The 13,272-nt window shown below is 67.4% G+C and carries 11 protein-coding genes; 5 read left to right on the forward strand and 6 right to left on the reverse strand.

What is annotated here, in order from left to right:
* Both G3O06_RS33565 and G3O06_RS33570 read left to right on the forward strand, forming a co-directional pair.
* Window positions 1–768: hypothetical protein (locus G3O06_RS33565; RefSeq protein WP_205818772.1), on the forward strand; the 768-nt coding region annotated here is incomplete at its 5' end.
* Window positions 769–817: 49 nt separating this feature from the next.
* The gene (locus tag G3O06_RS33570; RefSeq protein WP_205818773.1) at window positions 818–2,035 is read left to right on the forward strand and encodes an ATP-grasp domain-containing protein; all 1,218 of its coding nucleotides are present in this window, start codon (window positions 818–820) and stop codon (window positions 2,033–2,035) included.
* A 76-nt stretch (window positions 2,036–2,111) separates the two neighbouring features.
* Here G3O06_RS33570 and G3O06_RS33575 read toward each other — a convergent pair whose 3' ends face one another.
* Window positions 2,112–2,621, reverse strand: a complete 510-nt coding sequence (locus G3O06_RS33575; protein WP_205818774.1) for a GNAT family N-acetyltransferase — start codon at window positions 2,619–2,621, stop codon at window positions 2,112–2,114.
* A gap of 512 nt (window positions 2,622–3,133) precedes the next feature.
* Between G3O06_RS33575 and G3O06_RS33580 the strand changes: the two genes are divergently transcribed.
* Together G3O06_RS33580 and G3O06_RS33585 are read left to right on the forward strand one after the other, a co-directional pair.
* Complete coding sequence (locus G3O06_RS33580; RefSeq protein ID WP_205818775.1) at window positions 3,134–4,336, forward strand: AAA family ATPase; 1,203 nt, start codon at window positions 3,134–3,136, stop codon at window positions 4,334–4,336.
* A gap of 4 nt (window positions 4,337–4,340) precedes the next feature.
* Entirely contained in the window at window positions 4,341–6,044 is a 1,704-nt protein-coding gene (locus G3O06_RS33585) for a cobalamin biosynthesis protein CobT (RefSeq protein ID WP_205818776.1), read from the forward strand.
* Here the strand turns inward: G3O06_RS33585 and G3O06_RS33590 are convergent.
* The 4 genes from G3O06_RS33590 to G3O06_RS33605 all read right to left on the reverse strand — a co-directional run bounded on the left by G3O06_RS33590 (window position 6,007) and on the right by G3O06_RS33605 (window position 10,469).
* Window positions 6,007–7,839 carry a histidine kinase gene (locus G3O06_RS33590; protein ID WP_205818777.1) on the reverse strand — a complete coding sequence of 611 codons (1,833 nt, stop codon included), beginning with the start codon at window positions 7,837–7,839 and terminating at the stop codon, window positions 6,007–6,009. The two genes, G3O06_RS33585 and G3O06_RS33590, sit on opposite strands and share 38 nt — an antisense overlap.
* A gap of 80 nt (window positions 7,840–7,919) precedes the next feature.
* Window positions 7,920–9,347, reverse strand: coding sequence for an HD domain-containing phosphohydrolase (locus G3O06_RS33595; RefSeq protein ID WP_174966959.1), 1,428 nt, complete (start codon window positions 9,345–9,347; stop codon window positions 7,920–7,922).
* A gap of 137 nt (window positions 9,348–9,484) precedes the next feature.
* Window positions 9,485–9,934: a GNAT family N-acetyltransferase gene (locus tag G3O06_RS33600; RefSeq protein WP_205818778.1), complete on the reverse strand. Its 450-nt coding sequence runs from the start codon at window positions 9,932–9,934 to the stop codon at window positions 9,485–9,487.
* A gap of 97 nt (window positions 9,935–10,031) precedes the next feature.
* A complete protein-coding gene (locus G3O06_RS33605) occupies window positions 10,032–10,469 on the reverse strand; it encodes a hypothetical protein (RefSeq protein ID WP_174980157.1) in 438 nt (145 codons plus the stop codon).
* A 131-nt stretch (window positions 10,470–10,600) separates the two neighbouring features.
* Here G3O06_RS33605 and G3O06_RS33610 point away from each other — a divergent pair, with 131 nt between their 5' ends.
* Window positions 10,601–11,398, forward strand: a complete 798-nt coding sequence (locus G3O06_RS33610; protein WP_346779569.1) for an ABC transporter ATP-binding protein — start codon at window positions 10,601–10,603, stop codon at window positions 11,396–11,398.
* Between the two features lie 461 nt (window positions 11,399–11,859).
* Here G3O06_RS33610 and pntB read toward each other — a convergent pair whose 3' ends face one another.
* Window positions 11,860–13,272: a Re/Si-specific NAD(P)(+) transhydrogenase subunit beta gene (gene pntB, locus G3O06_RS33615; RefSeq protein ID WP_124665684.1), complete on the reverse strand. Its 1,413-nt coding sequence runs from the start codon at window positions 13,270–13,272 to the stop codon at window positions 11,860–11,862.

Here is a 13,272-nt window from a genome sequence, read left to right on the forward strand (position 1 = left end):
GTCGCGCGGCGGCCGGCCGTGTCGCTGCTGCTGCCCGCCGCGACGATGATCGCGTGCCCGGTCGCGCTCGGCATCGCCGCGCGGCTCGCCGGCATGCCGTACGACTGGGTCGTCGCGCTGGTGATCGCGTACTGCGCGCCACCGTCGAGCGGCACGTCGACGATCGCGCGGATGCTGTCGCTCGACGCCAGCGTCGCGCTCGTTGCGACCCTCGCGTCGATGGTGTTCGTGCCGCTCACCGCGCCGCTGCTGACGGCCTGGTTCAGCCACGATGCGGCCGTGTCGATCTCGCCGCTGAATCTCGCGTTGCGGCTCGCCCTGCTGATCGGCAGCGCCGAGGGCGTCGCGCTGCTCGTAAGGCGCTTCGCCGGTTCGCGGCTCGACCGCTATGCGACGCCGATCGATGCAACCGTCGTCGCCGCGCTGCTGGTGTTCGCGCTCGGCACGATGGCCGGCATGCAGCAATCGATCATCGACGCGCCACACCGCGCGTTGACCGCGATCGCACTCGCGTTCGCCGTCAACGCGGGCTTCCAGGTCATCGCGTACGGGCTCACGCCCGGCGACGTCCGCACGCGGCTCAATGTCGCGCTGATCGTCGCCAATCGCAATGTCGGCCTGATGTGGGCCGCGCTCGGGCTCGCCGCGACACCCACCATGGCGCTCGTGTTCACGTGCGCGCAGTTGCCGATCTACACGCTGCCGCGCGTCGTCCAGCATCTGCTGCCGCGCCTCGAAGCGCAGCGCCTGCGCCGCCGTGCGCGCTAGCCGGCACGCGATGCCGTTCCACTCTTCCGCCCTCGATCAAGGATCCAGCATGAAGCGACTCATCGTGATCGGCGCCCGCGCCACCGGCAGCAGCCTCGCGCTCGTGCGCGGTGCGCTTGCGCGGCAAGTGGCCGTGACCGTGATCACCGCCCCCGGGCACCGTCTCGACGGCGTCTTTCCGACGGGCGTCGAGACGATCAACCTCGAACCCGATGCCGGCCAGCTCGCCGGCTGGCTGCGCACGCGCTATCCGGACGAGATCGACACGCTGCGCGTGACCACCGCGCACGACACCTATGCGCGCACCGCCGCGTGGGTCGCCGACGCGCTCGGCCTGCCCGGCCCCGATGCGCGCCACGTCACGCACGCGGTGTCGAAGTCGAACCAGAAAGCGCTGCTCGCCGCGCACGGCATCCCGGCCGCGCAATTCGTCACGGGCACGCTGGCCGCGCCGGCGGCGCTCGCGGCCGCGGCCGACCCGCTGCGTTTCCCGGTCGTCGTCAAGCCGTCGGAAGGCTCGGCAAGCGATGGCGTGCGGCGCTGCGAGGACATCGCCGAAGTGCGCGCGCAGCTCGACGCCCTCGCCGCCGGACAAGCCGACGCACAAGCGCTTGCGACCGAGCGCGTCGTGATCGAGGAATTCCTGAGCGGGAGCGAATACTGCGTCGAGTATTTCGACGGCCGGTACATCGGCGCGCTGCGCAAGCTGAAACGGCATGGGGCAGGCTTTCTCGAGCGCGGCTATACGTCCGAACTCGATCTCGATGCGGGCACGCTGCGCGCGCTGATCGACGTCGGGTCGCACGCCACGGCGGCCGCCGGATTGACTTGGGGACCCGTGCACCTGGACTGCATCGTGCACGACGGCGTGCCGCACGTGATCGAACTGAATCCGCGCATCGCGGGCAGCTTCATCTGCGACATCGTGCGCGACGGCTATGGCTTCAACGTGGTCGAAGCATTGCTCGACAAGCTCGATGGACGCCCGGTGGACATTCCCGAGCTGTTCGAACCGCATGCGTATGCGCGCGCCGAATTCCTGCTCGACAGCGATCCCCGCGCATGGCGTTTCGCGCAAGCGGGGGAGATCCACGACGGCACGGTCACGATCAGTTACGGGCCGCAGGTGCTGCCCGATCGCGAGCGGCGTGCATTCCTTTATGTGCGGGTTGCGCTGCCGGTCGCGCACGGTGTGGACGGCGCGCCCGCGCATCCCGGATCGTCGGCCCACGGGAATCCCGTCGGGCAGCCGACCGTGTCCGGCTAAACGTGAAACGACCGCCCGCACGCCTTCCCGGGCTCGGCCGATAGCTGTCGTGCCGCGTGGCTTCGGCCATGCACAGTCACAAAAGACGCTCCAACAACTGCCCGGGCCACCCTTCCACGTCGAAGGGTGAAATCCGTTCGTATCCGCAGGACTCGTAGAAACGCACCAGCGCGCCAGACCCGCCGCCATAGCAGTCCACCCGCAAGCGCTCCACTCCGGCCGCCCGGGCGCGCTCATCCGCGAAGGCCATCAGGCGCCGGCCGACACCCCGCGCCCGTGCATCGCGCGACGCAACCAGCACGCGCACATAGATTTCCGGCTCGGTCGCGGGCGGCACGTAGGGCATGGACTCGCCGAGGATCAATGCGCCCAGGACGCGGCCTTCCTGATCCTCTGCCACCCAAGCGTCGGGCAGCGCACAGGCTTCGGTCACGAGTCCAATCCGCTTGGGTTGCGTCGACCAGGGCTCGCTGCCCCATTGCCCCTCGTTGCCGATGGTGACGAACCACGCAATCACGTCATCGAAGATGCCCAGCACGGCCGGGGCATCGTGCGCGCTGGCACGACGGATCACCACTTCGTCCATTCCTGTCACCGTCACGTTCAACACTCCTTCGCCAGCGTCATCGACCGGCGCGCAATGGGATGTCAAGCCGGGCTGCCCAAGGACACGCGATGGAAGCCAGGCGATCAAGCGTGCTACGGTACTGAAATTCCACCCGGTTGATCAAGCTGTGACAGCCCGCGATTCGACATGACGGGCGGTCTTCCTGAAAAACCCGGGAGATCAGCGCCAGGCTGGGCGTCATTCGACCTTCGCATGCATGGGCGTGGCCGACCCGCGCCAACGAGCCGCGAATTCGCCGGCGGACCGGTACGGCAAAAGCGGTTCAGTGCCGTGACGAGGGTGCCTAAAAACCATGCTGCAGCGCATTCCCGTAGCGCTCACCTGATCCGGCGGGCCGACGCGCCGCCTGCTTCACCCCGAATCTCAGCGAATCGATTCCCGCGCGAATGTCGTCCCTCTCGGCAAAAATATACAATCGACGCGATGCATCGAAGGCACGAAGCGCCAGCCGCCCACTCTCGCTCGCCACCATGAACGCACCCGCTGACTCCAACCCCTCCGCCCCGTCGGTACTCGGCGTCTATCGGCAACTGGCGGACCCGTCCGCCGGGCAATGGATCGTCAGCCGCTCCGAACGCGCGCACATGTACCGCATCCAGCATCACCGGCCCGACGGCAGCACATCGGTCGATACGGTCGTCGATGCGGACAACCTCGATGCGAAGCTGCACAAGTGGATCCAGGAAGGCTTCGTCCGCCGCGAAACAGACGACCGCGCGGCGCCCGCCCATCGCGACCGCTTCATGCAGGCGCTACGAAGCGCGCACGCGTCGCGACCGGCGGCAGCCGGCGACGCGGCGCACGTTGCGCACGTGGGCGGCGTGCCGATGCCGCGCGGCCCGGGCGGGCCGCTCGTGCCGCCGCTGAACCCGGCCTACCTGTTCACCGCGCGCGCGACGAACGTGCTGGAAGACATCGTCGAGAACCGGCGCATCCTGTTGATCGGCCACACCGGCACGGGCAAGACGAGCCTCATCGAGCAGGCCGCCGCGCTGGCCGGCCACGGCGTGCTGCGCTCGAACATGAACGGGCAGACGACGGTCGGCGACTTCGTCGGGTTCTGGACCGTCAAGGGCGGCGAGACGATCTGGGTCGACGGCGTGCTGCCGACCGCGATGCGCGAAGGGCTGTGGCTCATCGTCGACGAGATCGACTTCGCGGAACCGGCGATCCTCGCGGTGCTGACCGCCGTGCTCGAACCGGCCGGACGCCTGCTGCTGAAGGAGAAAGGCAACGAGATCGTCGTCCCGCATCCGTCGTTCCGGCTGTTCGCGACCGCCAATGCGGTGGGCGCGATGGGGCAGTTTCGCCATCTGTACCAGGGCGCCAACGTGATGAACGAGGCGTTTCTCGACCGCTGGCGCGTGTACCGCCTCGACTATCTGCCGCCGCCCGACGAGGCGCGCGTGCTGCAGCGCACGTTCGGCGCGGCCATGACCGGGGCAATGGCCGACACGCTCGCGGCGATCGCGGCCGACTGCCGCGCCGCGTTCGTCCGCGAGGATCTGGCCAGCGCGTTCTCGACGCGGCGCCTGATCGACTGGGCCGAGCTGATGCTGCGCACCGGCGACCCCGAATCGGCCGCCGGCCCGACGATCTATGCGAAGGTCAGCGCGGAAGACGCCGACCTGATCCGCAGCATCATCCGCCACTACATCGACGTCGAGGCCTGACGCGATGGATCGGGACGACGACACGCGGTCGCTTCACCTGACCCGGCTGGCCCGCACGCTCGCGCAACGGCACGGCATCGAGGTGCGGTTCGCGCGCCACGTGCCGGTCGCGCAACGCGAGCTGCTGGTGCTGCCCGACACGCTGCTCGCCGGCAACGTCGACGACGACGCGATCACCGGCCTCGTCGACCTCCATGCGGCGCGCGCCCGCTTCGGCACGATCGATGACATTGCCGCGCTGGCGTCGCCAGCGGTGCGGGCCATCGCGCAGGCGATCGACGACCGGCGTGTGGCCGGCCGCCTCGCTGCGATCTATCCCGGCGCGATGACGTTCCTGCGGAGGATGCGCGCGACGACGGCCGCCGACACGCTCCGCCGGTGGCCACGGATGCCGTGGCGCGACAGATTGGTGTGGCGCATCGAGCGTGCGCTGTGGGACGAACCGCCGTCCTCCATCGAGCGCGTGCCGTCGCTCGACGCCACGCTGGCCGCGTCGGACGATCTTGTCGACGAAGCGCGTGCAGCAACATCGACCGCCGACAGCATCCGCGCCGCGCACCGGATCGTCGAGCGCGTGCGCGCACTGGCGTCGGCCGGCGCGAACAACATGATGTTCGCGGCCGATCCGGGCAGCACGATCGACAGCGACAGCATCGCCGCGGAATTCGAATCGGACGGACAGGGCACGCATGACGACGCGCGTGCGCCGGTGTCGGCCGAATCGGGGGCCGGTGCGATCGCCGACACGGAATCGTCAGCGGAAGCACCAACGCCTGGCGATGCAATGCCCGGCACGATCCGCCTGTCCGCCGACAACCGGCCACTGCTGTCGGTCCCGCTGACCACCGCGTTCGACACGGTGACGGATTTCACCGGCAAGGGCGAGCCTGCGCGCTGGCACCGCCTGCGAAGCGCGGCCCGCGCGCAGACCGAGCCGCTCAAGCTGCGACTCGAACGCGCGTTGAAGGTGGACGAGCAGACGCGCTGGAAACGCGAACAGGAACGCGGCGAGCTTGACCGGATGTCACTCGCCCGCCTCGTCACCTCGCCCGGCTATCGCACGCCGTACCGCGTCCGGCGTGCGGCGCCCGGACGCGACGCCGCCGTGAGCCTGCTGATCGATTGCAGCGGGTCGATGGCCGGCAGGAAGATCGAGCTCGCCAGGCTGTGCGCGGCCGCACTGTGCGATGCGCTGACGCAGCTTGGCTTTGCGTGTGAAGTACTCGGCTACAGCTCGGTCGAAGACGCCTCGATGCGCGCGCATTACCAGCGCTGGATCGACGCCGGCCGCGACACGTTCGGCTATAACCGGTTCGTCGAACGGCTCGACCTGCGCGTCTACAAGCGGTTCGATTCCGACAACCCGAGCGGCCTCGCCTGCATCGAATGCGGCCACGAGAATCCCGACGGCGAGGCGCTGAGCTGGGCCGCCGAGCGGCTGCTGGCGAAGCGGGCGCGGCGACGGATCCTGATGGTGCTGTCGGACGGCTATCCGGCCACCGGCGACGGCCACCCCGCGATCCTGCGCACCGACCTGCGCACACGCATCGATGCACTGCGTGAGCGGCGCGTCGAACTGATCGGCGTCGGGATACTCGACGATTCGGTTGAAGCGTTCTATCCGGTCAGCAGCGTGGTCGAGCATCTGCACGAGCTGCCGGGCGCGGCGTTCAGTGTACTGAGCGATACGCTGCTGGATCGGCGCTAGCCTCCGCCACGGTCGCTGTCGCTGTCGCGGTTACGGTTGCAATCGAACTCGCACTCGTATTGCCGCCGGCCCGCCGGATCGGAATTCGAACGCAGAACGTCGTGCCGCGCCCGGGCTCGCTCGTCACGTCGATCGTGCCGCGATGGCGCTCGACGATGCCGTGCGATACCGACAAGCCGAGCCCCGTGCCCTGCCCGACCGGCTTCGTCGTGAAGAACGGATCGAAGATCCGCCGGACGACGTCGGGCGTCATGCCCGTTCCGGTGTCGCTGATCTCGATCGACACCTGCTCGCCGTCGCTCGACGTGCGGATCGTGATCACGCCGCGCTCGGGAATCGCGTGCGCCGCGTTCACCAGCAGGTTCATGAAGACCTGGTTCAACTGCGACGGCAGGCATTCGACCTGCGGCACGTCGCCGTAATCGCGCACGATTTCGGCCTTGTACTTGAGTTCGTTGTGGACGACGTTGAGCGTGCTTTCCAAGCCCGCGCGGAGATCGACCACGCTCCACTCGTCACTGGCCGGACGCGAGAAATCGCGCAGATCCTGCACGATGCGGCGCACGCGCAGCGCGCCGTCGATCGATTCGTCGATGAGCGTCACGATCTCGTCGCGCACATAGTCGAGATCCGCCGTGCGGCCCGTCGCCGCCAGCGCATCACGCGCGGCCGGGTCGAGCTGCGGCAGCGCGGCTTCATGCGCGGCGATCACGTCGAGCAGGCTGCGCACCCACGTCTTCAACGTATTGAGGTTCGCGCTGACGAAGCCGATCGGATTGTTGATCTCGTGCGCGACGCCGGCCGCGAGCTGGCCGATCGATGCGAGCTTTTCCGACTGCAGCAACTGCTCGTGGGTTTCTTCGAGCTGCTGCAACAGGCGCCGCTGCTCCTCCTTCTCCTGTTCGAGCCGCGCCTGCGCGGCCTTGCGTTCGTCGATCTCGGTCGCCATGATCTCGCGCGTACGCTGCAGTACCGCTGTCGTCTGTTCGTAGCGGTGCAGCGCGCGCTCCAGTTCCGCGGTTCGCAGCCGAACGAGCCGCTCGAGCGTATCGGTCATCCCGCGCAGGAAGGTTGTGCGCGCATCGAATCGGCTCAGCAACAGCGTGACGACCAGTGTCCCCGTCGTAAACAGCGTGACGGTCGTCGCGAGCCAGGGCGTGTCGACCCCGTTCGCTGCGCCGCACCGCGCGTCCGGCGCGAAATGCGCGGCCGCCATCGCCGTGTAGTGCATGCCGGTGATCGCAATGCCCATCACGAAGGCCGCGCCGACCCGCTGGGCGGTCGCATGGCGCGCCTGCCGCACACGCAGCGCCTGCGCGATCCACAATGCGGCCGTCGACGCGATCACCGCGATGCCGATCGACGCGGCGAACAGCGCGGCATCGTAGCGAATGCCGGGCTCCATGCGCATCGCGGCCATCCCCGCGTAATGCATGCCGGCGATCCCGCCGCCCATCAGCGCGCCGCCCGCAAGCAGCCGCCGCCAGCCCAGCCGCGCGCGCGTGACGACAGTCAGTGCGAAGTACGACACGAGCACGGCAATCGCCAGCGACGCGCCCGTATCCGGCAATGCGTAGCCGAGCGGAATCGGCAGCGAGAACGCGAGCATGCCGACGAAATGCATCGACCAGATGCCGGTGCCCATCGCCGCCGCGCCGCCGCCCAGCCACGCACGCTTGAGCTTCGGGTTGTCGAGCAGCGAAATGAAGGCGGCCAGGTCGAGCGTCGTATAGGAGGCCAGCGTCGCGATCGCGAGCGACAGCAGCACGAGCGGGAGATTGTAGGTGCCGTACATGATCGAGCGCCCGGATCGAGGTGAGTGCGTTGCCGCGGCGCGCGGTTGCGCACCGCGGCCATCAGGCCGCGCGTCCGGGCTCAGGCAGACGCCGCGCCCGCGTTCGACGCGTTTGCCGCGTTCGGCGCCGGCTTCGCCGCCTGGCCGGCCAGGACGAGGATGTCGAACGACGTCCCCTCGCGCGTCTCGAAGCGGCGCACGAGCTCGATCTGGTGCGCCGACATCACGCTGCCCTTGGTCATCAGCAGCACGCCGCGATGCGTGCGCAGATCGTCGGCGAGCTGCATCCCTTCGCGCAGCTGCGCGGACTTGATCTCCGCGACGGACGCCGCGATGCCGAGGCTTGCCGGATCCCGCATCAGCTCGACCAGACTTTCGACGATCCGCGGGTCGTAACGCACGCCGGCCTGCGAGCGCAACGCGTCGATCGCCTGCTCGACCGAATGCGGCGCACCGATGTCCCCGTTGCGCAGTCCTTCAAAATCGCGCGCGATCGCCACGATCCGCGAGCCGAGCGGGATCGAGTCACCCGCCAGCCCGTCGGGCGTCCCGCGTCCGTTGAAGCGCTCGTACTGGTGCAGCACGATTGACGCGACCTTGTGCAGTTGCGCGACCGGCGTCAGCACCATCTGCGCGCGCAGCGGATGCTGCAGGTACAGGCTGTGCTCTTCGGCCGTCATCTTCACGAGCGGCTTGCGCAGCAATTCGTCCGGCAGCGACAACTTGCCGATGCCGTGCAGCAGCCCCGCGAAATAGACGTCCTGCGCATGCAGCTCGCTCATCTCGGCGGCCAGCGCGAGCCGCCGCGCAATCTCGCCGACCCGCATCGCATGCCCGCTGGCGGACCCGCAGCGCATCTCGATCATGCTCGCGCAGACCTGGACCATCGCGGTGAAACTGCTTTTCAGGTCGCGTTGCGCGGCTTCGAGGAACATCACGGTCTGGCCGAGTTCCTCCGTGCGTGCGCGAACCTGCGTTTCGAGTTCCGTGTTGAAGCGGCGCAGCGCTTCGTTCTGCGCTTCCGTCAGCGCGGCCAGCCGGGCCGCTTCGCGCCGCAGGTGTCGCTGCTCCAGTGCGTGTTCGATGGTCAGCAGCAGGTCGTGATCGTCCCACGGCTTGTTCAGGTAGCGATACACGCCGCCGTCGTTGACGGCCTGCACGACCGACGCGATCTCCGCATAGCCGGTCAGCAGGATGCGCATCGTGTCCGGATAGAGCGCACGTGCACGGGCCAGGAACTCCGCGCCGCTCAGGCCCGGCATCCGCATGTCGGACACGATCAGGTCGACTTCGGTCGACGCCAGTATCTCGAGAGCGGCCTCGCCGCTTTCCGCGGTCAGGATCTCGTAGCCGGCGGGCCGGAACGCGCGCCTGAGCGCCGACAGCACGCTCGGCTCGTCGTCCACCAGCAGGATCGACGGTACGCCACCCGCATCGTCGGATGTCGCTGGTGCTCCGGTCGTTTCAGGCGATACCGCATTCGGTCCGTTTGTTGCAGATGTCGTCATGATTGGCCTCGGATCATGTATTTATATTCTCTCTGCATCATCGGCATACGCCGCGCATTCCGTATCCGGGAAAACGCTGATGCGCTCGTCCGGCTCACACCGCGTATGCGTCGCCGCGGCGCGTGGCCGCAAGCGATCTACACCGTCGTCGAACCCGGTTCGCGCACGTAGTAGATGTCCCACTCCGCTTCGTCGGCCCGCACGAAGCCGTGCCGCGCATAGAAGCGGTTCGAATCGCTGCCGCGCAGTGCACCGACGCGTACGGGTACGCGCTTCTCATCCGCCTCGACAAGGATCCTGCGCAGCACGGCCGCGCCGATGCCCTTTCCCTGATGCCCGGGCACGATGTACAGATGGTCGAGCAACCAGTGGTCTTCCTGCGGCCGGACCACGAAAAAGCCCGCGTTCACGCCACCGGCTTCGATGAAGCGGCACAGCGCCGGGTCGAACGACGCGAGAAAGCGTTCGCGCGCACGCTGGTGATCGAAGCGGCCGATGCGTTCGAGGCTGTCGCGCATCGCCGCGATGCGGATCGCGACCAGCGCTTCCACGTCGGATCGCGTGGCGACGGGAAAGGTCAGGTTCATGGGCAAGCAGCACTCACGCAGAAAGCGTCGGGCATCACGGCGCGGCCGTCGAAGCTGCTTCGCGACGCCGGCCAACGGGCGGCATGGACCGTGTGCATCAGGGCGTCTCGATGCCTTCCGCCCGCGTCGCCAGGAATCGCAGGTACTTGCCGTCCTCGTCCTCGAACAGCTCCGGCCCGCCGCCCATGTACGCACGCATCAGCTCGTCGGCCGCGCGGTCGAGATTGCCCAGTTCGAACTGGCACTGACCGAGCCTCAGGTGCAGGAACGGGTTGCCGATCGCGTTGGGGAAATGCATCGACTGGGCGAGATTGTCGCGTCCGGCCGCGTAGTCCTCTTTCAGGAAATTCGCGTCGCCGATCGCGGCCATCAACCAGGTGCCGGCCTCCCAGTTGGTCTTGGGTTCGGGAAGCAGATCGAATCCCGCCCAGAATTTCTCCAGCGCGCCTTCGTAATCCCCGTCTTCCATCAATGCATCGCCCGCATCGCTCAGCGCGCCGATCCGCTCGTACAGCGCGTTGTCCAGTTCTGCCATGTCGAATCCCTGTTCCGGAGTTGAAAGCGGCCCGGTGCGGCCGTGGTTGTGATGCAATCGCGGTGATTGTGTGCAGTTTTGCCGTCCTGGTCGGTCATCCGTCCGGCATTCATCCAGCATACTCGAGCCGTATGACGCGCGCGTCTCGACTTTCAACGCAGCTTCGTCTGCACGGGCGCACCGCTCCTCGCATTACACTATCTGCCGCAACGCTATGCGTCCCGACAATCCGTGTTGCCGGGTATCCTGCCGACCGTAATCCGGGTCGCGCTCACCTGGCAAATTTTCGTTTGATCACCCGATCCATGCTCCGCTTCGACAATCTCGGCAAGCGCTACGACAAGCGCATCATCTTCAAAGGACTCAACTACGCATCCGGCGCCGGATGCGTGGCGCTGTGCGACGAAACCGGCAGCGGCAAATCGACGTTGCTCGCCATTCTCGCCGGCACGATCGACGCGGACGAAGGCGAGGTGTGGCTCGGCGGCCATTCGCTGCTCACGGCGCCGCACGATGCGAAATCCGCGCTGGCGTACGTGCCCGACGATTGCCTGGCGTATCCGCTCCAGACCGGTCGCGAGTTTCTCGATCTCGTGGCGGCCGCCAGGAAAACTGCTGTCGACACCCGCACGCTCGAACTGGCGGATCGATTCGGGCTTGCACCGCATCTGGAGAAGCGCTTCGAACAGATGTCGTTCGGCACGCGCAAGAAACTGTTCCTGACGGCGACGACGCTCGGCGCGCCGGCTGTCGTGATCGCCGACGAGCCGGACAGCGGGCTCGATGCTGCTTCGCGTGCGGTTCTGATCGATCTGTTCAGGACCTTGGCAGCAGACCGTGTCGTCTTTTTTGCGAGTCACGATCCGTCGCTGGCAAGTGCCTGCGACGCAAGGGTCACCAATTTTGCGGAGCTTGGATTCGCCGGATAGGCGACATCGTCTCCGGCGCGGTCACGCGGAAAGGGCCGGCGTGGTTGCCGTGCGGAGGGAGGAAACGCACCGCTGCCATTCGATAGGCAGGTGCTGTAAAGGCGGCCGGCAAGGCCCCCGTGTCTATTGCGTGTTCGTGCGGACAAGCACGACCGCGCCTTTGGCGCAGGACAGCGGCCGAGCCAAGCCATTCGGCAACCGACGCAGCTTCCGCGAACGTCACGCCGATGGCGTGGCAGCCTTCCGCTCCAACAACATCATTCGCGTTGATCGTTGATCTGCGCACCGACAACCGATCGCTGTCATTTTGCCGGAGGGAAGTGCGAAACGGATCCTCCCGCTCCGCACTTCCGTGATCTCCTCGATGCGCAAGTCCGGCGTGCCGGGCCTCGATCAACCGGCTGCCCGACACCGCAGCCGGTTATCGTTCGCCCCGCGCACGTACCCGAACCTGCGCCCCGTCAGGCCTTCAACGCCCCGAACACCTCGTCCAGCATCTTCTTCGCGTCGCCGAACAGCATCCGGTTGTTGTCCTTGTAGAACAGCGGATTGTCGACGCCCGCATAGCCGGACGCCATGCTGCGCTTCATCACGATCGAGGTCTTCGCCTTCCACACCTCGAGCACCGGCATCCCGGCGATCGGGCTGCCCGGATCTTCCTGCGCCGCCGGGTTCACGATGTCGTTCGCGCCGATCACCATCGACACGTCGGCTTCGGGGAAATCCGCGTTGATCTCGTCCATCTCCATCACGATGTCGTAAGGCACCTTCGCCTCGGCGAGCAGTACGTTCATGTGCCCCGGCATGCGCCCGGCGACCGGATGGATCGCGAAACGCACGTCGACGCCCTTCTCGCGCAGCACCTTCGTGAGCTCATGCACGGTGTGCTGGGCTTGCGCCACGGCCATCCCGTACCCGGGCACGATGATCACGCTCTTGGCGTCGCGCAGCAGTTCGGCCGTCTCCAGCGCGCTCACCGCCACCACTTCGCCGGCCGGCTGCGCACTGCCGCCTGCCGCCGCGGGCGCACCGCTGCCGGTGCCGAAGCCGCCGGCAATCACGCTGATGAAGTTGCGGTTCATCGCGCGGCACATGATGTACGACAGGATCGCACCCGACGAGCCCACCAGTGCGCCGATCACGATCAGCAGGTCGTTGCCGAGCATGAAGCCGGTGGCGGCCGCCGCCCAGCCCGAGTAGCTGTTGAGCATCGACACCACGACGGGCATGTCCGCGCCGCCGATCGCCATCACCATGTGCACGCCGAACAGCAGCGACACCACCGTCATCACGATGAGCGGCGTCATGCCGTCCTGGATCGACTCCGCATGCAGGAACGCGCGGCCGTACACGATCACCACCACGAGCCCGGCCAGGTTGAGCCAGTGCCGTGCCGGCAGCAGCAGCGGCTTGCCGCCGATCTTGCCGGAGAGCTTGCCGAACGCGATCACCGAACCCGCGAAGGTCACCGCGCCGATCAGGATGCCGACGTAGATTTCCACTTCGTGGATCGCATGCTCGGCACCCGTGAACTGCACCGACGTATCGATGTAGCTCGCGAAGCCCACCAGGCACGCCGCCAGGCCGACCAGGCTGTGCATCAGCGCAACCAGCTCGGGCATCTGCGTCATCTGCACTTTCTTCGCGGCGTAGAGGCCGACCGCGCCGCCGACGACCAGTGCAGCCACGATATAAGGAATGCCCTCGGCCGACACGCGCGGGCCGAGCACGGTGGCGAGCACGGCGATCAGCATGCCGATCATGCCGAGCAGGTTGCCGCGGCGCGCGGTCTCGGGATTGGCCAGGCCGCCGAGGCTGAGGATGAACAGAATGGCCGCGCCGATATAGGAGACGGTAGTCAGATTGGAAGTCAT

This window comes from Burkholderia sp. Ac-20345 (assembly GCF_017104825.1).
Classification (GTDB): Bacteria; Pseudomonadota; Gammaproteobacteria; order Burkholderiales; family Burkholderiaceae; genus Burkholderia; species Burkholderia lata_B.